Genomic DNA, 17,866 nt, shown 5'->3' on the forward strand with positions numbered 1-17,866 from the left:
GCGTCACCTGGCCGCGATCGGGATGGTCGTCACGATCTGCTCCGACGGCGTGCTCGCGCCACCCGGCCGCTCGATCGAGATACCGAACGTGGTGGCCCCGTCGAGGCCGGGCACCGCCGCCGTCGTGGTCGGACGGACATCGGCCTGCGTCATCGTGCCGCGCGAGCGGGCGCCGCCGCCCGGATCCATCAGCCACATCTGGTAGACGGTGCCGTCCTGCGGCGGCGGGACGTCGTTCATCAGGACGACGCCCGCGTTGCGCTCGTGCGAGTAGACGAACGAGATCGTCGCATCGCCGATCCGGGCCTGTCCGGTGCGCGCGTCGGGCGCGGCGAGGACGATCTCGGTCTCCGACGGTGCCGGTCCGCCCCGCTCGGGGAAGACGGTGCGGCCCAGAACGACTCCCGCCACCACGGCGACCGCGACCACCGCAGCCGCAGCGGCCACGGTGAACGCCCGCCGCGACGGTCCGCGCCGGCGGCGGATCGGGGTGACGCCCGGATCGTCGACGATCCGGGCCAGGATCCGATCGAAGACCGTGGCGGGCGGCTCGGCCGCCGTCCGGGCGGCCTGCGCCGCCATCGTCTCGTGCACTGCGGCGACCCGCCCGTCGAAATCCTCGCGCACCTCGGGCGCGGCGGCGGTGCGGGCCGCGTCGACGGCCGCCCGCTCGTCGGGATCGAGGGCGTGCAGTGCGTAGACCTCGGCGTCGTCGAGCAGGTCCTCGTCGCGCACGTCATCACCGCTCACGACGGGACCCCCAGCGGTTCGAGGCAGCGCCGCAGGCGCGCGATGCCGTCGCGGATGCGGCTCTTGACGGTGGCCAGGGGAGCGCCCACCCGCTCCGAGACCTCGCGGTAGGTGTGCCCGCCGTAATAGGCGAGGGTGAGTGCATCGCGCTGCGGCCCGCTGAGGGTGTCGAGGCACTCGACCACGGCGCCCGAGTCCTCGCGCCGTTCGGTGGCCTCGGCCACCACGTCGTGCGGGCGCTCGAAATCGGCGTACGCGAAGCTGTTCTCGCGGTCGCCGCGCGAGCGCTCGGCCCGCACCCGGTCCACGGAGCGACGGTGCGCCACCGTCACCAGCCAGGCCTCCGCGGACCCGCGGGCGGGGTCGAACCCGGACGCCTTGCGCCACGCCTCGAGGTAGACCTCCTGGGTGATCTCCTCGCTGTAGCCCCGGTCGCCGACCACGCGCAGGGCGGTCCCGAAGACGAGGCGTCCGGTGCGTTCGTAGAGGTCGCGGAACGCCCCGACATCGCCGGCGGCGGTGCGGACGAGCAGATCGTCGGCCTCGGATCGAGCACGGGTCATCGACGTGCCTCCTTCATCGCTCCGTACGCTACCGGGTCGGTGGCGGACGGGTGCGACGGCGCGAGGCGGTGGGGCCGTCAGGAGAGCGAGCACAGCGGCGCGATCCGGTCGAGCCCACCGGTGGTGGGCGTGGTCAGGATGACGCACGGGGCGTAACCGAGACGGGTCGCGGTGTCGCGGATCTCGGCCCAGCGCGCAGGCGACGCCGCGGGCGTGCGGGAGAGCACGAAGGCGCTGCGGCGCGCGGGATCGCCCACGAACGCCCAGGAGTAGTCCGGGGCGAGGGCGGCGATCACGTAGTTCGGCGGACCGTCGAGGGAGTCCTGGGTCGGGACACCCGGGAAGCTGACGTGCAGCTGCGCGGTGGTGCGGGTGTCGACGACCCGGGCGTTGCCGGTGATCTGCGACGTCGTGCCCGTCCAGGTGGTGCACGCGTTGTGCACCGAGACGTTGCTCGCATCGAGGACCCGGTAGGTGGCGGTGGTGTCGCGCGCGCACTGCAGGCTGAACGGCGCGGGCATCGTCGCGAGCTGGTGCCAGAGACCGACGTAGCGGGCGACGTCGACCTTCGCGACGGGGGCGAGCGGGGCTGCGGAGGCGGGCGCGGCGGTGCCGGCGGCGAGGGCGAGCGCGGCGGCGCAGGCGAGGACAGTGCGTTTCATCGGGATGCTCCTCGGGGAGGTCGGGGGACGAAGAAGGAAGTGCGCGCGGCGTACTCGTCCCAACCGGGACGGCCGCTCATGAACTGCTCCAGCAACCGGGCGCCGGTCGCGTACACCAGGAAGTACGTCATCAGGACGGGGGAGAGGACGGTGAGGACGCCGGGCCACGCGCTGGCGGCCATCAGCCAGATGCCCCACCAGGTGCAGGCGTCGCCGAAGTAGTTCGGGTGCCGGGTCCAGGCCCACAGCCCGCGGTCCATGATCACGCCGCGGTGCGCGGGGTCGGCCTTGAACGCGCGCAGCTGGTGATCGCCCACGGCCTCGAAACCGATGCCGACCACTGCGAGCAGGACGCCCGCGCCGAGCACGACCGTCCACGGCGCGGTGGTCGCGCCGGTCACCGCCGAGACCTGCACGGGGAGGGAGACGAACCACTGGGCGGCGCCCTGCACCACGAAGACCTTGCGGACCACCGTCGCCGTACCGCCGCCGGCCCGATCGAGCATCGCGGTGTAGCGCGGATCCTCGCCCTTACCGGCCGACTTGACCCACATGTGCCAGGACAGGCGCACGCCCCACACCGTGACGATCGCGGCGATGATCAGTCCGCGCAGGCGATCCCCGTCGCCCAGCGCGAGCGCGATCCAGGCGACGGCCACGATGCCGGCGCCCCACGCGACGTCGACCACGTTGTAGCGGCCGATCCGGTGGCCCACGGCGAAGGTGACGGCCTGGACGAGCGCGAGCGCCGCGAGGGATGCCACCGTCACGAGCAGGAAGCCGTTCATGCGGTCACCTCCGGGGAGAGCACGATCTGCTGCACGTCCAGGTAGCCGGACCGGAAGCCGGCCTCGCTGTAGGCGAGGTAGAACTCCCACAGCCGGCGGAACGCGGGCGAATCAGCCGGCGGCGGCAGGGTGTCCGGCTCGGCCAGGAACCGCTCCCGCCACAGGCGCAGCGTCTGCGCGTAGTGCTGCCCGAAGCGGAAGCGGCCCCGCACGACGAGTCCAGCGGTGCGGGAGGAGGACTCGATCGCCTCGGTGGACGGCAGCATCCCGCCGGGGAAGACGTACTTCTGGATCCAGGTGTAGGTGCGCAGGCTCGCCAGCATCCGCTCGTGCGGCATCGTGATGGCCTGCACCGCGATCCGGCCGCCGGGCGCGACCAGCCGGGCCAGCACGCCGAAGTACTCGTCCCAGTGGGCCGCGCCGACCGCCTCGATCATCTCCACCGAGACCACGGCGTCGTAGACGCCGTCGACGGCGCGGTAGTCGAGCAGGTCCACCCGTACCCGGTCGCCGAGGCCGGCGTCGGCGATGCGCCGCAGCGCCAGGTCCCGCTGCTCGGTGGACAGCGTCACCGAGCGGACGGTGGCGCCGCGCCCGGCCGCCCGCAGGGCGAGTTCGCCCCAGCCGGTGCCGATCTCGAGGACCCGGCTGCCCGGTCCGACACCGGCGGCGTCGAGCAGCCGATCGATCTTGGCGCGCTGGGCGTCCGCCAGGTCGACCCAGCGCGGGAGGCCGGGGTCGGGTGCCCGTGTCACATCGGGGCCGTCGTCGGGCAGCTCCTGCTCGGAGAACAGGGCGCTCGAGTAGCTGAGCGTCTCGTCGAGGAACCGCGCGAACAGTTCGTTGGACAGGTCGTAGTGGTGGGAGACGTTGGCCCGCACGTGATCGGGCGTGCCGACCTCGGAACCGGGGCGGGCCGTCGCGGCGAGCCCGCGCAGCGACTGCAGCCACCGCGGCACCAGTACGGGCATCCGCTGCGCCAGGGCGGTCAGCGTACCGGCGAGGTCCGGTGAGTCCCACTCGCCGGCGACGTAGGCCTCGCCGAAACCGATGAGCCGCGCGGTGCCGATCCGGCGGTGCACCGCATCCGGGGAGTGCAGCACGAGCGCCGGGCCGGCCGGGCCGGCCGGCCCGGCGGCCGCACCGGGCACGGTGACGGCGACGCCGCTGCGCTCGGCGGCGTCGCGCAGGAGCGCACGGGCCGCGCGGCCGAAGACGCGGGCCCGCAGGCCGGTGGGGACCGGGACGGCGAGGTCGAGATCGCGGACGGGGACTGCTTCGAGTTCGACGGTCACTGTTTCGCTTCCTGTGGGGCGGAGCCGGGACGGGGGACGAGCGGCAGGCCGGAGGCCCACAACCGGATGCCGTGCCGGCGGATCCGCGCGGCGACGACGAGGGGGGCGAGGGGAGCGCGGATCTGCGCGGCCAGGATCGCGCGCGGCGTCGCGGGCCGGCGTCGTCCGCGCCACTGCGCGGTGAACGGCGCGCTGCCGGGCCGCTCGAGCACCACGTCGATCGAGAGCTCCTCGCCCGGTTCGGGCACCCGCAGCCGGTACACGCCGTCGACGGGGTGGAACGGCGAGACGAAGAACTCCTTGCGCACGGTCGTCCCCGACTGCGCCTCGGGGCCCAGCACGTACGCGTGCCTCCCCCCGTAGGTGTTGTGCACCTCCGCGACGACGGTGCGCACCGCGCCGGTCCGGTCGTGGCACCAGAAGATCGTCAGCGGATCGAAGACGTAGCCCAGGCAGCGGGCGCTGAGGAGCGCGGTGATCGGGCCGTCCGGGACCGGGACGCCGTGCGCGCGCAGCGTCTGTTCCACCCGGCCGCGCAGGGTGTCGGCACCGTCGGGCGCCGGAGTGAGGTGGTCGGCGGCCCGGAACGACACCACGGGCCGCAGCCAGCGCGGCACCCGGGGCGGGGCGTCGACGTCGATGAACCAGCTCGCGCTGCGATGCCGGAAACCGTACGCGGTGGGCGAGCGTCGCAGGTGCCCGATCTCGGTGTCGTACATCGCGGGGGCGCTCACGGCGTGCCTCCGGTGATCCGCTCGGCGGCGCGCAGCCCCGAGGCGGCGCCGTCCTCGTGGAAGCCCCAGCCGTGGTAGGCGCCGGCGAAAGCGACCACGGGGCCGGAGATCTCGCCCATCCGCTGCGCCGCCGCCACCGAGCCCGTGGTGAACGCGGGATGCTCGTAGTCCAGCTCGGCGAGCACCCTGCGCGGATCGACGAGGTCGGCGCCGCCGAGCGTCACCAGGGCGGTCTCCCCGTGGCGCGGCAGGCCCATGAGCAGGTTCAGGTCGTAGGTGACGCAGACCCGCCGCCCGTCGTGCGAGGCGAGGTAGTTCCACGATCCGCGCGCGTTCGGGGTGCGGGGCAGCAGCGAGGTGTCCGTGTGCAGCAGAGCCGGATTGGGCGTGTAGCCGATCGTGCCGAGCAGCTCCCGCTCGCGCGGTGTCGGCGCGTCCAGGAGCGCCAGCGCCTGATGCGGGTGGACCGCGACCACGGCGGCGTCGAACTCCTCGGTGCGGCCGGTGTCGTCGACGATGCGCACGCCCCGCTCGGTCCGCGCCAGGCTGCGGACCCCGACGCCGGTGCGCACGTCCGCGAGCTCGGCGGCGATCTTCTCGACGTACCGGGCGGAGCCGCCGACGACGGTGCGCCACTGCAGCGAGCTGCCCACCGATAGCATCCCGTGATTGGCGAGGAACCGGAACAGGTAGCGGGCCGGGTACGCGTCGACCTGGTCCGGCGGGCACGACCAGACCGCGGCCACCAGGGGGCGCAGGAAGCCGTGGATCAGGCGCTCGCTGAAGCGCTCGCGGCGCACGAACTCGCCGAGCGGCACGTCCGGGCCGGCGCCGTCGAGATGACGGCGGGCGCAGCGGTGGAACCTCGGCACCTCCGCGAGCAGGCGCAGGTGACCGGGATCGAGCAGGCGGCGCGGCGTCGGAATCAGGCCGCGCACGCCCTTGCCGCCCGCGAACTCGACGCCCCGGGCGTCGTCGCGGATGGACATGCTCATCTCCGCGTCCCGGGTGGCGACGCCGAGCTCGTCGAAGAGGCGGCACAGCACCGGGTAGGTGCGATCGTTGTGGACGAGGAAGCCGGAGTCCACCGCGACCGGGGCGCCGAGGCCCAGGTCGACCTCGTGGGTGTGGGCGTGCCCGCCGAGACGGCCGTCCCGCTCGTAGAGGGTGACCGGGCCCGAGCGGCTGAGCTCGTGCGCGGCCACCAGCCCACTGACCCCACTGCCGATCACCGCGAAGCGTCTGCGTGCACTGTCCATGCCCCTCATTCGGAGCCGCGGGACGAACGGATGGGATCGGACCGCATGATTTTTCCGACGCTGTGCGCGGCCGCTTCCGGGGCTAGCGTGGGGGCATGGGTATTCGTGGATCGGCCGTCATCGACGCTCCAGTGGACGAGGTCTTCGCCTGGTTCTCCCGTCCCGGTGCCTTCGCGCGCCTGCAGGCGCCGTGGCTGCCGATGAAGCTGAGATCGCAGGCGGATTCGCTCGAGGACGGCGTCACCGTGATCGACCTGCCCGGCGGGTTGCAGTGGCGGGCCGAGCACGACCCGTCGGGCTACATCGAAGGCCGGCGGTTCGTCGACGAGGTGCGTGCGGACGGCGTCCGCACGCTCCCCACGGGCCTGTTCCCGTGGCGGCACGTGCACGGTTTCGAGCCGGTGGACGCGGGCCGGACCCGGGTGAGCGACGAGGTGATCACCCCCGTGCCCGAGCGGGCGCTGTCCGAGGTCATCGAGTTCCGGTACCGCCGCCTGGCCGGCGACCTCGCCGCGCACCGGCGCGCCGCGGACGCGGGCCTGGCCCCGTCGACCATCGCCGTCACGGGCGCGTCGGGCCTGGTCGGCGCCGACGTCGCCGCGTTCCTGAGCACCGGTGGGCACCGCGTGCTGCGGCTCGTCCGCGGGGAGCCGCGCGCGGCCGACGAGCGCCGCTGGGACCCGCAGGCACCCGACCCCGCCGTCCTGGAGGGCGTGGACGCCGTGATCCACCTCGCGGGCGCGAGCATCGCCGGCCGGTTCACCGAGGAGCACAAGAAGGCCGTCGCCTCGAGCCGGATCGAGCCGACGCGGCTGCTCGCCCGCGCTGCGGCCCGGGCCGGCGTGCCGGTCTTCGTCAGCGCCTCGGCCGTCGGGTTCTACGGGCGCGATCGGGGCGACGAGGTGCTCACCGAGGAATCGTCGGCGCCGGCCGAGGCCGACTTCCTCTCGGACGTGGTGCGCCGCTGGGAGGCCGCTGCGCACGACGGCGCGGGGGAGGACACCCGCGTGGTGACCGTCCGCACCGGGATCGTGCAGGCGCCGCAGGGCGGCACGCTGGGGATGCTCCTGCCCCTGTTCCGCGTCGGGCTCGGCGGCCGGCTCGGTGACGGGCGGCAGTGGCAGCCGTGGGTGAGCATCGACGATCTCGTCGACGTCTACCACCGCGCGCTCTGGGACACGGAGCTCTCCGGCCCGGTCAACGCCGTGGGGCCGCGCGTGGTCCGCAACGCGGTCTACACCCGCGCGCTCGGGCGGGCCGTGCACCGGCCCGCGCTGCTCCCCGTGCCCGCCTTCGGTCCCGCTCTCCTGCTGGGCCGCGAGGGCTCCGACGACCTCGCCTTCGCCTCGCAGCGCGTGCACCCGGCCGTGCTCGAGGGCCGAGGTCACGTCTTCCGCCACCCGAGCATCGAGCGCGCGCTCGGGCACCTGCTGGGCGCCTGACGGCGCACCGCCGCACCGCCGCACTCGGTGGTGCGGCGGGCGCTATTCGTCGTCGAGCGGGCTCAGGATGCTCGCGATCAGGCGATCGAGGGACTCCGGGGTCAGCGGTGAGCTCAGGACGCTCTGGTACGCCCAGGAACCGTCGGCGGCCATGCGGGCGGTGAGGCAGCGCAGCGCGAGCTCGTCGAGCTCGCTCGGCGAGCGCTCTTCCTCGGGGAACCAGCGCCGGTACACCCGCTCCCACGGGGTGATCCAGTCGGGCTCGTTCCCCGCCTCGAGGATGAGCCGCATCTCCACCGTGCTCGCCGATCGCAGCATCGCGCGCACGTAGCCGCGCGTGCGCTCGACGAGGCTCGCATCCTCCGGTTCGCGTCCGGTCTCCGCGATCAGGACCGCTTCGGTCCGCGCCGCCAGCTCCTCGTGGATCCCGGTGACCAGCGCGTGCTTGGTGGGGAAGTGGTAGATGAGCCCCCGCTTGGTGACCCCGGCCTGCGCGGCCACCGCATCGAGCGTGAGTGCGGTGACGCCGTGTTCCTCCACCACCGTCAGGGCGGCCTCGATCATCTTCGGTCGTGCGCTCGGTCGTGCCATGTCTTCTCTCCTGCCGTCGGTTATTAGTATACGTGACGGTGTAGTACACTACTTGGTGAAGTTACACCGACAGGAGAAGGAATCATGAACGGAACTGCCCCGCGGGCCACAACCCGCACCTGGGTGGGATTGGCGGTGCTGGTCCTACCGATGCTGCTCATCGCGATCGACGGCGTGGTGTTGATCTTCGCGCTCGCCGATATCGCAGAGGATCTGGAACCGACCGGCGCGCAACAGCTCTGGATCCTGGACATCTACTCGCTGATGCTCGCGGGCCTGTTGATCACCATGTCGTCCCTGGGTGACCGATTCGGCCGGCGGAAGGTCCTCCTCGCCGGAGCGGTGATCTTCGCGGTCGCGTCGGTCTTCGGAGCGCTCTCGAGCGAACCGTGGATGCTGATCGCCTCCCGCGCGCTGCTCGGCGTCGGCGGCGCGATGATCATGCCGGGAACGCTCTCGCTGATCCGCAACATGTTCCTCGACCGCGATCAGCGCCGTACCGCGATGGCGGTGTGGTCCGCGTCGGGCGCGCTCGGCGCGGCCGCGGGTCCGATCGTCGGCGGCTGGCTGATCGAGGCCTTCACCTGGCACGCGATCTTCCTGATGAACATCCCCGTCATGGTGCTGCTGCTCATCCTCGCCCCGATCCTGGTGCCGGAGAGCAGGAACCCGAACCCGGGCCGCATCGACCCGCTCAGCATCGTGCTCTCGCTGGTCGGCATGATCTCGTTCGTCTACGGCGTCAAGACCTTCGCCGAGGGCGACGAGCCCCGGATCGCGCTCATCACCTTCGTCGCGGGCCTGGTCCTGCTGGTGCTGTTCGTGATCCGCCAGCTCAAGATGCCGGTCCCGATGCTCAACGTCCGCCTCTTCCGCAGCCGCTCCTTCGCGGGCGCGGTCGTCATCGACTTCCTCTCGGTCTTCGCGCTGGTCGGCGCCATGTTCGCCCTGACCCAGTTCCTGCAGCTCGTCGCGGGGCTGAGCATCATGAAGTCGGCGCTGTGGATGTTGCCGCAGGCCGGTATGTCCGCCTGCGCCGGGTTCATCGCCGCGGCCCTGGTCAAGCGCTTCCCCACGTCGATCATCGTCGCCATCGGCGGCGCCATCACCGCCGGCGGCTTCTCGATGCTGCTCACCCTCAGCCCCGACACCGAGCCGTGGTTCATCGCCATCGCCCTGGCGCTCGTCGGACTCGGTGCGGGCGTCGGCATGACGCTCACCAACGACATCATCATGAGCTCGGTGCGTCCCGAGGAGTCGGGCCAGGCCGCCGGTATCAGCGAGACCGCCTACGAACTCGGTACCGCGTTCGGCACCGCCATCCTCGGCTCGGTGCTGCTCGGCTTCTACCGCAACGGCCTCGACGACAAGGCCCCGTCGGGCCTGCCGGACGGCGTGCTGGACTCCGCCAAGGAGACCCTCGCCGCCGCGCTGCTGCACGCCCGCGAGCTGCCCTCGGACATCGGCGCGGCGCTCTACACCGCGGCCACGGAGTCGTTCACCAGTGCGCTGTCCTGGACCGGCGGCATCGGCGCCGCCATCCTGCTCGCGGTGGCGATCTTCGCCGCGGTGATGCTCCGCGGCGTCTCCGCGCAGCAGGACCTCACCAAGGACCCGCACGGCGACGACTCCGACGCCGGGCACGGACCGGACGAAGCGGACGAGAAGCTCGCCCCCACGACCCCGCCGGCCATCACGGACACCGTGGAGATCGCTCCCGTGCAGCGCGCGGACCTCGCCGGTGCCGCGACGGCGGAGCCGGGGACGATGCCGGCCCGCGCGTCCGGGGCCTCGCTCACCCGGCGCGAGATCGACGAGATCCGGGCGCAGAACGCCTCCCTGGCAGCGGAACTCGCCGACCTGCGCACCGACTACCGCGCGATCGCCGGGAATGCTCGGCTGCAGGCCTCGGGGATCACCGATCCGGCCGAGTTCGTGATCGAGCGGACGGCGCCGACCGGGGCGCGTGCCGGTCGGATCGTGCTGCCACACGGTGAGATCGTGACCCCCGCCTACCTCCCCGTGGCCGGTCGCGGCGCCGTCGCCGGACTCACTCCGCACGAGCTGACCGACCTCGGCGCGCAGGCGCTGGCCGTCGACCTGCACGAGCTGTTCCTGCAGCCCGGACCGGACCTCATCGAGGGCGCCGGGGGGATCGGCCGGGTGATGGCGTGGTCGGCGCCCGTCGTCGGCGACCCCGGGTTGTCGACGGTCGGACCGCGGCACGCCACCCGGATCACCGACGAGGGCATCGCTTTCCGCAGCCGAGTCGACGGTTCCTCGCACCACTGGTCGCCCGAGGATCCGGTGCGCCTCGCCCACCGGATGGGCTGCGACATCACCTTCGCCCTGGCGGACCCGACGGACCCGGTCCGCACCGAGCGCTGGGCGCGCCGGGCGCTCGCCGAGCGGGGCTGGCAGGCGGCCGACGGCAAGGACGCGCTCTCGCTCTGGGCGGTCGTGACGGGCGACGGCGACCCGGAGACCCGACGGTCCGCCGCACGCGGGCTCCGGCGGATCGCCGACGAGGACCGTCGCGCAGGGGGACTGGGCTTCGGCGGCTACCGGTTCGAGGGCGCGAGCGCCCTGTCGGGCGCCATCGCCGAGCTCGAGGCCGACCGTCCCCGCTACCTCGCGGCGGTCACCGGGCCGGCGGAGCTGCTCGCGGCGATCGAGGCCGGCGTCGACCTCATCGACGGGACCGCGCCGGCCCGCGCCGCGGAGCAGGGGCACGTCTTCACCACCGACGGAGTGCTCGACCTCACCGATCCGGCGCTGCGCGAGGACTTCCGGCCGCTCGATCCGAACGGTCGCCGCGTGCTCGGCGCCCACCGCACCGACGGATTCACCCGGGCGTACGTGCACCACCTGTTCGCCGCGAACGAGGGGTTGGCGGTGACGCTGTGCACCGCGCACAACGAGCACTTCTTCGTCGCCCTCGCCGCCGCCGCCCGGGAGGCCATCCGCAACGGCACGTACCCGCGGTTCGCCGAGAGCGTCCTCCGCGGCGCCGGTGGGGAACTGGTCTCCTGATCCGACCCGGGACGAGCAGGGGAGCACGGCGGAACGCCGTGCTCCCCTCGCCCGTTCCCGCCGCGGCCGTCACCCGGGCCCGCGATCACACCTCCCAGGTGTGCACCGGGTTCCCCTCGTGCATCAGCTGCACGTAGTCGGCGAGCATGCCGCGCAGCGCCCGGTCGCGGGACTCGCCCGCGGCTTCCCTGGCCGCGACGGCCTGCCGCTGCCAGGACGAGCCCGTCTGCCGCTGGATGCAGCGGCCCTCGAGGATCTGCATGTACCGCTCGCGCGACTTCGAGCCCACGCCATAGGCTTTCAGGCCGCTGTCCATGAGCGGCAACAGGCGGCGCAGCACCAGCTCGTCGGGCCGGATCCAGCCCACGTTCGGCCAGTACAGGCCGGCGTCGAAGGCGTCGCGGGCGCCGGAGTGCAGGTTCTCGGTGGCGGCGTCGAAGCTCATCTGCGTCCAGATCGGGCGGTCGGCCTCCACCAGCGCCCGGACCACGCCGTAGTAGAAGGCGGCGTTCGCCATGGTGTCCACCACCGTCGGGCCGGCGGGCAGCACTCGGTTCTCCACGCGCAGGTGCGCGTGCCCGTCGACCACGTCGTAGACCGGGCGGTTCCAGCGGTAGACGGTGCCGTTGTGCATCCGCAGCTCGGGCAGCTCGGGGGACTCGCCGCGCGAGACCACCTCGAGGGGGTCGACGTCGCTGCACACCGGCAGCAGCGCGGGGAAGTAGCGGGTGTTCTCCTCGAAGAGGTCGAACGTGGAGGTGATCCACCGCTCCCCGAACCAGACCCGGGGCCGCACGCCCTGATTGCGCAGCTCGATGGGGCGGGTGTCGGTGGCCTGCTCGAACAGCGGGATGCGGGTCTCGTGCCACAGCGCCTTCCCGGCGAGGAAGGGCGAGTTCGCGGCGATCGCCACCTGCACGCCCGCGATGGCCTGCGCCGCGTTCCAGTGCGCCGCGAAGTCCTCCGGTGCCACCCGCAGGTGCAGCTGCAGCGACGTGCACGCCGCCTCGGGAAGGATCGTGTCGGAGGTGATGTCCAGGCGCTCGCCGACCACCGCGCCGGGGAGCGGGGCGCCCTCGATGTCGATTTCGATGTCCTCGCCGCGGGCCGCGAAGACCTGCTCGTTGAGCAGGTCGTAGCGGGGGTTGGCGGAGAACCACTGCTTGCCGAAGTGCTCCTCCTCGAGCGTGGGCAGCATGCCGATCATCACCAGGTTCGACCCCGCGGCGCGGGCGCGGTCGTCTGCGCGGTTGAGCGAGTCCCGCAGCGAGTCCTCGAGGTTCTCCGTGCTCTGATCGACGAACGGGCGCGGCGCCACGTTGATCTCGATGTTGAACTGGCCCAGCTCGGTCTGGAAGTCGGGGTCCGCGATGGCGTCGAGCGCCTCGGCGTTCGCCATGGCCGGAGCCATCTCGTCGTCGACGAGGTTGAGCTCGACCTCCATGCCCAGCAGCGGTTCCGGCGGCGCACCGTCGTCCGTGAACAGGCCCTCGGCCAGCATGCGGGCGATGGCGTCCGTACCGCGCTGGACCTGGCGGCGGAACCGCATGCGGTCCTCGCGCGTGAACACCCTGGCATCGACATCGGCACCCATGGCTCGCAGCTTGGCAGAACCGCCGCGCGGCGCGGGCCGGATTCCGGGCACCGGGATCGAATTCACGATTGCAACGTCGTTCGCTACAGTGGCACCGCGAACAGTGCCTTCGGCGCTGCAGATCCCCGAGGAGAACCCACGTGCGTACCGTCCGCAACACCCTGGCCATCGGCGCCGCCGTCGTCGCCCTCGTCGCCCCCGCGGCCATCGCCCAGGCTGACCCCGCCGGTGCGCCGACGACCCCCGTCGACGAGCTGCTGCTCGCCGACGGCGAGTTCCCCGCCGGCTACGAGGTGATGCCGCTCTCCGTGGCCGAGCGCCTCGAGATGATCGCGCCGCTGAACCAGTTCGCGAAGAACATGAAGGTCACGCCCGCCGAGTGCGCCCCGAAGGTCACCCCTGCGCTGTCGCAGAAGGCGAGCGACCTGCCGATGGTCAGCGCGTTCAGCGATCGCACCGCCACCGGCCTGGTCGAGGTGATCTCGCCGCGTCCCGTCGGGACCAACGCCGACATGCTGCGCAACTGCAGCGACGTCACCGTCGAGCTGGCGCCCAACGAGCAGGTGCCGGCGACCGCGCACATCACCATCAAGGTCACGCGGACCTCGGTGCCCGGCGTCCCCGCCGGCGCGATGGTGATCGCCACGCAGGGCACGGGCACGGTCACCGTCTCCGGGAAGGACGGCAAGCCCGGCAAGGAGCGCAAGGTCAACGTCAACCAGATCGAGGGCGTCTCGCAGGTGCGGGGCCTGACCGTGGTGGTCACGGCCTCCGGCTCGCAGGGCGGGCGCCTCGATCGGGCCGCGTTCGCGCAGACGCTGACCAAGGCCGTCGACAAGGTGCGCGCGGCCCAGTAGCGCGCTCCGTCCGTTCCCTAGCGGGCTGTCGGGTGTTCACCTGTGGTCATGTGCGATGAACTATTCTTGACGCGATTCCGTTCACCGACGTCAGGATTTCTCATGCGCGTGATCCGCCGCTCCGCTCTCGTCCTCGCCGCCGTCGCCGCGCTCGCCGTTCCCGCGGGCGTCGCGTCCGCCGCTCCGGCCAAGCCCGCCACCCCGGCCGCGCAACTGCTGCTCACGCAGGGCGACTTCCCCGCGGGGTACAAGGTCGAGAAGCTCTCGCAGTCGGAGCTCACCGAGCTGACGTCCGGCCTCGGCGACGTCTTCGCCAGCGCCAAGGCGACGCCCGCGCACTGCCTCCCGGTCGTGACCCGCGGCGCCCTCGCCGAGGCGGCGGGACTGCCGATGGTGGTCGCGGTGAACGAGGCCAAGCGCACCGCGGTCTCCGAGGTGATCACGTCGAAGAGCGCCGACGCGGCGGTCGGCGTGACCCCCGGGTGCGAGAAGGTGCGGATGGAGACCGCCGTCGGCGCCAACGGACGCATCGTGATGGACGTCACGACCACCCCCGTTACGCTGCCCGGCGCCCCCGCGGGCGCGAAGACGGTGCTCGTCCGGTCGACCGGCACCGCGACCGTCGACGGCGAGACGCAGCCGATCCGCCAGGAGCAGATCATGGGCGCGCAGGACGTGCGCGGCTACGGCGTGCTCGTCGTGGGCAACGCCGTCGGCGAGAACGGCGCGACCGTCGATCGGGCCGGCTACGCGCGCATCCTCACCGCGGCCACCGACAAGGTGCGCACCGCGAAGTAGGCGTTAGACCCGCAGGACGGGGAGGTACCGGGCGATCTCGCCCGCACGGGAGCCGCTGGCCGCGAGGTCGGCGGCTTCCGTCGCTTCGTCGACGGTGAGCATCCCCGTCGCCAGGCGCAGCCACACCCGCGGCGCGCACTCGACGACGTTCGGCGGCGTCCCGCGGGTGTGCCGCGGACCGTCGATGCACTGGACGGCGACGAACGGCGGCACCCGCACCTCGACCGATCCGCCGGGCGCGTCCTGCGCCAGCGTGCGGGCCGTCGTGCGGACCGCCGCGGCGATCGCGGCGCGCGGCGGCGCGGGCGCGTCGTCGTCGACGAGCCAGTCCCGGACCGCGAGCACCGCGGCCCGCATCTCGGCCGGATCGATCGCCTTCGCCACTTCGAACCTCCCTCTCGACGGGAAGAAACCTACTCGGCGATTCGTTACCGCTGGCGGATCGGCACTACAATCGAGGTAGGCCACGCCCCCAGCCCCAGGAGTCAGCCGTGCAGCAGCTTCCGCTCAGCGTCGTCAACAGCAACGCCCCGCAGGGCGACGAGGAGGAGCGCGAGCCCCGGGAGGAGTGCGGCGTCTTCGGCGTCTGGGCCACCGGGGAGGACGTCGCGAAGCTCTCCTACTACGGGCTCTACGCCCTGCAGCACCGCGGCCAGGAGGCCGCCGGCATCGCCGTCGGCGACGGCCAGCAGGTGCTGGTGTTCAAGGATCTCGGCCTGGTCAGCCAGGTCTTCGACGAGCAGACGCTGAGCTCGATGCCGGGCCACGTCGCCATCGGGCACTGCCGCTACTCGACGACCGGCTCCACCACCTGGGAGAACAGCCAGCCGATCTTCCGCACCACGAACGCGGGCAACGGCGTCGCGCTCGGGCACAACGGCAACCTGGTCAACACCGCCGAGCTCGCGGAGCGCGCCGCCGATCTCGGCGTCGCGGGCACCCGCCGGGCGGGCGGCGCCACCTCGGATTCGGACATCCTCACGGCACTGCTCGCGCACGCCGCCGCCGACCGCACCCTGGAGCAGGCGGCGATGGAGCTGCTGCCCACCGTCAAGGGCGCCTTCTGCCTCACCTTCATGGACGAGCACACGCTGTACGCGGCGCGCGATCCGCACGGCGTGCGCCCGCTCTCGCTCGGCCGGCTGGACCGCGGCTGGGTCGTCGCGTCCGAGACCGCAGCGTTCGACATCGTCGGCGCCTCGTTCGTGCGCGACATCGAGCCGGGTGAACTGCTGGCCATCGACGAAGACGGCGTGCGGTCCACCCGCTTCGCCGAGCCCACCCCGAAGACCTGCATCTTCGAGTACGTCTACCTGGCCCGCCCCGACTCGGTGATCCACGGCCGGTCGGTGCACTCCACGCGCGTCGACATCGGCCGCCGCCTGGCCCGGGAGCACCCCGCCGTCGGCGACCTGGTGATCCCGGTGCCCGAGTCGGGCACGCCCGCGGCCGTCGGCTACGCGCAGGAATCCGGCATCCCCTACGGCCAGGGCCTGATGAAGAACGCCTACGTGGGCCGCACCTTCATCCAGCCGAGCCAGACCATCCGCCAGCTGGGCATCCGGCTCAAGCTCAACCCGCTGCGCGAGGTGATCCGCGGCAAGCGGCTCGTGGTGGTCGACGATTCGATCGTGCGCGGCAACACGCAGCGCGCCCTGATCCGCATGCTGCGCGAGGCCGGGGCCGCCGAGATCCACGTGCGGATCGCCTCGTCGCCGGTGAAGTGGCCGTGCTTCTACGGCATCGACTTCGCCTCTCCGGCCGAGCTCATCGCGAACGGTGGCGGCGCCGACTCCGTGGAGGCCATGGTCGAGTCCGTCCGCGCCGCGATCGGCGCCGACTCGCTGGGCTACATCTCGCTCGACGAGATGACGGCGGCCACCGAGCACGCGGGCGAATCGATGTGCCGGGCCTGCTTCGACGGGGTCTACCCGATCCCGCTGCCGGAGTCGACCTCGATGGGCAAGGCCGTCCTGGAGAACATGCTCCGGGCGGGCAACGGGCAGGGCGATCCGCTGCAGGCCGAGAACGACAACGCCTCCGCGCTGCGCCGTCCCTGACCGCGGTCCCCGTCCGGCGGACGCCCCGCGGCGTCCGGTCCGGTAGCCTATGGTCCCGTGACGGATTCCAACACCCACCCGCCGCAGGGTGCCTCGTACGCCGCTGCAGGAGTCGACATCGAGGCCGGTGATCGGGCCGTCGAGCTGTTCAAGCCGCACGCGAAGCGCGCGACGCGCCCCGAGGTCCTCGGCGGCCTCGGCGGCTTCGCCGGGCTGTTCGCGCTCAAGAAGTACCGCGAGCCCGTGCTCGCCGCGTCGACCGACGGCGTGGGCACCAAGATCGCGGTCGCGCAGGCCATGGGCAAGCACGACACCGTGGGCATCGATCTGGTGGCGATGGTCGTCGACGACCTCGTCGTGACCGGCGCCGAGCCGCTGTTCCTGCAGGACTACATCGCCGTCGGCAAGGTGGTCCCCGAGACGGTCGCCGAGCTCGTCGGCGGCATCGCCGAGGGCTGCGTCCGCGCAGGCTGCGCCCTGCTCGGCGGCGAGACCGCCGAGCACCCCGGGCTCATGGCCGAGGGCGAGTACGACCTGTCCGCGACCGGCGTCGGCGTCGTCGAGGCCGACGAGGTGCTCGGCCCCGACAACGTGCGCGCGGGCGACGTGGTGATCGCCATGAAGAGCTCCGGCCTGCACAGCAACGGCTACAGCCTGGCCCGCAAGGTGCTCCTGGACTGGGGCCACATGGACCTCGGCGGGTACGTCGAGGAGTTCGGCCGCACCCTGGGGGAGGAGCTGCTCGAGCCCACCGCCATCTACGCCCTGGACTGCCTGCGCCTCGCGCAGGAGACGCAGGTGCGCACCTTCTGCCACGTGACCGGTGGCGGGCTCGCCGCCAACCTGGGCCGCGTGATCCCGGAGGGGCTCGTCGCCGAACTCGACCGCAACACCTGGAGCCCGTCGGCCGTCTTCGCGCTCATCGCCCAGCGCGGCCGCGTGGAGCAGGCCGAGATGGAGAAGACGTTCAACATGGGCGTCGGCATGGTCGCGATCGTCGCGCCCGAGGACGTGGATCGCGCCATGGCAGTGCTCACGGCACGCCACATCGACAGCTGGGTGCTGGGGACGATCAAGAAGTCCGACAGTGCCGGCGAGAGGGCCGTACTGAGCGGCTCACATCCGAAGTTCTAGGAACGCCGTAGGCACCGTGGCCCTCGGCCACGGTGCCCAATGACGGGGTGCGAACGTCGAAGGGTGCGACGCGTCAGGCGCGGCGCCACTCGTCCTCGCGGTACGGGTCGCCCGCGATGTCGCTCCATTCGGGGTGTGTGGCGAGAACGTCGGCCTCGTCGGTCACGCCACCCGCCAGCTCGTCCTGCAGCCTCTTCAGGTCGGTACTCGGGGTGCTGTACTTCAGCTCCCGTGCAACCTTGGTCTGCTTCGCCTTTGCCCGGCCGCGGCCCATGGGGGACCCCCTTGCGCAATGAAGGGGCGGCC

17 protein-coding genes are annotated in these 17,866 nt (G+C 72.5%); 6 read left to right on the forward strand and 11 right to left on the reverse strand.

All coding sequences use genetic code 11. The features are described 5' to 3' along the window. Positions 1-3: 3 nt before the first annotated feature. The 7 genes from BLQ62_RS05005 to BLQ62_RS05035 form a co-directional block, all read right to left on the reverse strand. Positions 4-750 (reverse strand): anti-sigma factor, encoded by a 747-nt coding sequence (locus BLQ62_RS05005; protein WP_068566918.1) that lies wholly within the window; start codon positions 748-750, stop codon positions 4-6. Then, positions 747-1,313 carry an ECF RNA polymerase sigma factor SigK gene (gene sigK / locus BLQ62_RS05010; RefSeq protein ID WP_068533319.1) on the reverse strand — a complete coding sequence of 189 codons (567 nt, stop codon included), beginning with the start codon at positions 1,311-1,313 and terminating at the stop codon, positions 747-749. The genes BLQ62_RS05005 and sigK overlap by 4 nt, the downstream gene beginning before the upstream one ends. A 77-nt stretch (positions 1,314-1,390) precedes the next feature. Continuing rightward, a complete protein-coding gene (locus BLQ62_RS05015) occupies positions 1,391-1,975 on the reverse strand; it encodes a lipocalin family protein (RefSeq protein WP_068566916.1) in 585 nt (194 codons plus the stop codon). Then, on the reverse strand, positions 1,972-2,763 hold the full coding sequence (locus BLQ62_RS05020; protein ID WP_068566914.1) for a DUF1295 domain-containing protein: 792 nt from the start codon (positions 2,761-2,763) through the stop codon (positions 1,972-1,974). Before BLQ62_RS05020 ends, BLQ62_RS05015 begins: the two co-directional genes overlap by 4 nt. After that, positions 2,760-4,058, reverse strand: a complete 1,299-nt coding sequence (locus tag BLQ62_RS05025) for an SAM-dependent methyltransferase (RefSeq protein WP_068566912.1) — start codon at positions 4,056-4,058, stop codon at positions 2,760-2,762. The genes BLQ62_RS05020 and BLQ62_RS05025 overlap by 4 nt, the downstream gene beginning before the upstream one ends. Continuing rightward, positions 4,055-4,792, reverse strand: coding sequence for a DUF1365 domain-containing protein (locus BLQ62_RS05030; protein WP_068566910.1), 738 nt, complete (start codon positions 4,790-4,792; stop codon positions 4,055-4,057). Before BLQ62_RS05030 ends, BLQ62_RS05025 begins: the two co-directional genes overlap by 4 nt. Then, positions 4,789-6,060 carry an NAD(P)/FAD-dependent oxidoreductase gene (locus BLQ62_RS05035; RefSeq protein WP_068566908.1) on the reverse strand — a complete coding sequence of 424 codons (1,272 nt, stop codon included), beginning with the start codon at positions 6,058-6,060 and terminating at the stop codon, positions 4,789-4,791. Before BLQ62_RS05035 ends, BLQ62_RS05030 begins: the two co-directional genes overlap by 4 nt. Before the next feature lie 86 nt (positions 6,061-6,146). Here BLQ62_RS05035 and BLQ62_RS05040 point away from each other — a divergent pair, with 86 nt between their 5' ends. Next, positions 6,147-7,493 (forward strand): TIGR01777 family oxidoreductase, encoded by a 1,347-nt coding sequence (locus BLQ62_RS05040; RefSeq protein WP_068566906.1) that lies wholly within the window; start codon positions 6,147-6,149, stop codon positions 7,491-7,493. Positions 7,494-7,535: 42 nt separating this feature from the next. On the opposite strand, the gene BLQ62_RS05045 is transcribed toward BLQ62_RS05040, so the two are convergent. Further along, positions 7,536-8,084 carry a TetR/AcrR family transcriptional regulator gene (locus BLQ62_RS05045; protein ID WP_082756655.1) on the reverse strand — a complete coding sequence of 183 codons (549 nt, stop codon included), beginning with the start codon at positions 8,082-8,084 and terminating at the stop codon, positions 7,536-7,538. An 84-nt stretch (positions 8,085-8,168) separates the two neighbouring features. Here BLQ62_RS05045 and BLQ62_RS23720 point away from each other — a divergent pair, with 84 nt between their 5' ends. Then, positions 8,169-11,117, forward strand: a complete 2,949-nt coding sequence (locus BLQ62_RS23720) for an MFS transporter (protein WP_082756653.1) — start codon at positions 8,169-8,171, stop codon at positions 11,115-11,117. Positions 11,118-11,202: 85 nt separating this feature from the next. Here BLQ62_RS23720 and BLQ62_RS05055 read toward each other — a convergent pair whose 3' ends face one another. After that, positions 11,203-12,711: a glutamate-cysteine ligase family protein gene (locus BLQ62_RS05055; protein WP_068533301.1), complete on the reverse strand. Its 1,509-nt coding sequence runs from the start codon at positions 12,709-12,711 to the stop codon at positions 11,203-11,205. 140 nt (positions 12,712-12,851) lie between these two features. On the opposite strand from BLQ62_RS05055, the gene BLQ62_RS05060 reads away from it, so the two are divergent. Together BLQ62_RS05060 and BLQ62_RS05065 are read left to right on the forward strand one after the other, a co-directional pair. Beyond that, complete coding sequence (locus BLQ62_RS05060) at positions 12,852-13,568, forward strand: hypothetical protein (RefSeq protein ID WP_068566903.1); 717 nt, start codon at positions 12,852-12,854, stop codon at positions 13,566-13,568. 102 nt (positions 13,569-13,670) lie between these two features. Further along, on the forward strand, positions 13,671-14,366 hold the full coding sequence (locus tag BLQ62_RS05065) for a hypothetical protein (protein WP_068566901.1): 696 nt from the start codon (positions 13,671-13,673) through the stop codon (positions 14,364-14,366). Positions 14,367-14,369: 3 nt separating this feature from the next. Here BLQ62_RS05065 and BLQ62_RS05070 read toward each other — a convergent pair whose 3' ends face one another. Continuing rightward, positions 14,370-14,723 (reverse strand): sterol carrier family protein, encoded by a 354-nt coding sequence (locus BLQ62_RS05070; RefSeq protein ID WP_068567397.1) that lies wholly within the window; start codon positions 14,721-14,723, stop codon positions 14,370-14,372. Between the two features lie 134 nt (positions 14,724-14,857). Here BLQ62_RS05070 and purF point away from each other — a divergent pair, with 134 nt between their 5' ends. Further along, a complete protein-coding gene (gene purF / locus BLQ62_RS05075; protein ID WP_068566899.1) occupies positions 14,858-16,426 on the forward strand; it encodes an amidophosphoribosyltransferase in 1,569 nt (522 codons plus the stop codon). A 57-nt stretch (positions 16,427-16,483) separates the two neighbouring features. Continuing rightward, positions 16,484-17,560, forward strand: coding sequence for a phosphoribosylformylglycinamidine cyclo-ligase (gene purM / locus BLQ62_RS05080; protein WP_068533292.1), 1,077 nt, complete (start codon positions 16,484-16,486; stop codon positions 17,558-17,560). A gap of 73 nt (positions 17,561-17,633) precedes the next feature. Here purM and BLQ62_RS05085 read toward each other — a convergent pair whose 3' ends face one another. Next, entirely contained in the window at positions 17,634-17,834 is a 201-nt protein-coding gene (locus BLQ62_RS05085; protein ID WP_068533291.1) for a DUF3073 domain-containing protein, read from the reverse strand. Positions 17,835-17,866: the final 32 nt, after the last annotated feature.

Origin of the sequence: Tsukamurella pulmonis (genome assembly GCF_900103175.1) — a bacterium.
GTDB classification, from domain to species: domain Bacteria; phylum Actinomycetota; class Actinomycetes; order Mycobacteriales; family Mycobacteriaceae; genus Tsukamurella; species Tsukamurella pulmonis.

Bases quoted from the DNA above. Each gene is read 5' to 3' on its own strand.
- sigK (WP_068533319.1), bottom strand. From the start codon at position 1,313: ATGACCCGTGCTCGATCCGAGGCCGACGATCTGCTCGTCCGCACCGCC.
- BLQ62_RS05015 (WP_068566916.1), bottom strand. From the start codon at position 1,975: ATGAAACGCACTGTCCTCGCCTGCGCCGCCGCGCTCGCCCTCGCCGCC.
- BLQ62_RS05020 (WP_068566914.1), bottom strand. From the start codon at position 2,763: ATGAACGGCTTCCTGCTCGTGACGGTGGCATCCCTCGCGGCGCTCGCG.
- BLQ62_RS05035 (WP_068566908.1), bottom strand. From the start codon at position 6,060: ATGAGGGGCATGGACAGTGCACGCAGACGCTTCGCGGTGATCGGCAGT.
- BLQ62_RS05040 (WP_068566906.1), top strand. From the start codon at position 6,147: ATGGGTATTCGTGGATCGGCCGTCATCGACGCTCCAGTGGACGAGGTC.
- BLQ62_RS05045 (WP_082756655.1), bottom strand. From the start codon at position 8,084: ATGGCACGACCGAGCGCACGACCGAAGATGATCGAGGCCGCCCTGACG.
- BLQ62_RS23720 (WP_082756653.1), top strand. From the start codon at position 8,169: ATGAACGGAACTGCCCCGCGGGCCACAACCCGCACCTGGGTGGGATTG.
- BLQ62_RS05055 (WP_068533301.1), bottom strand. From the start codon at position 12,711: ATGGGTGCCGATGTCGATGCCAGGGTGTTCACGCGCGAGGACCGCATG.
- BLQ62_RS05065 (WP_068566901.1), top strand. From the start codon at position 13,671: ATGCGCGTGATCCGCCGCTCCGCTCTCGTCCTCGCCGCCGTCGCCGCG.
- BLQ62_RS05070 (WP_068567397.1), bottom strand. From the start codon at position 14,723: ATGCGGGCCGCGGTGCTCGCGGTCCGGGACTGGCTCGTCGACGACGAC.
- BLQ62_RS05085 (WP_068533291.1), bottom strand. From the start codon at position 17,834: ATGGGCCGCGGCCGGGCAAAGGCGAAGCAGACCAAGGTTGCACGGGAG.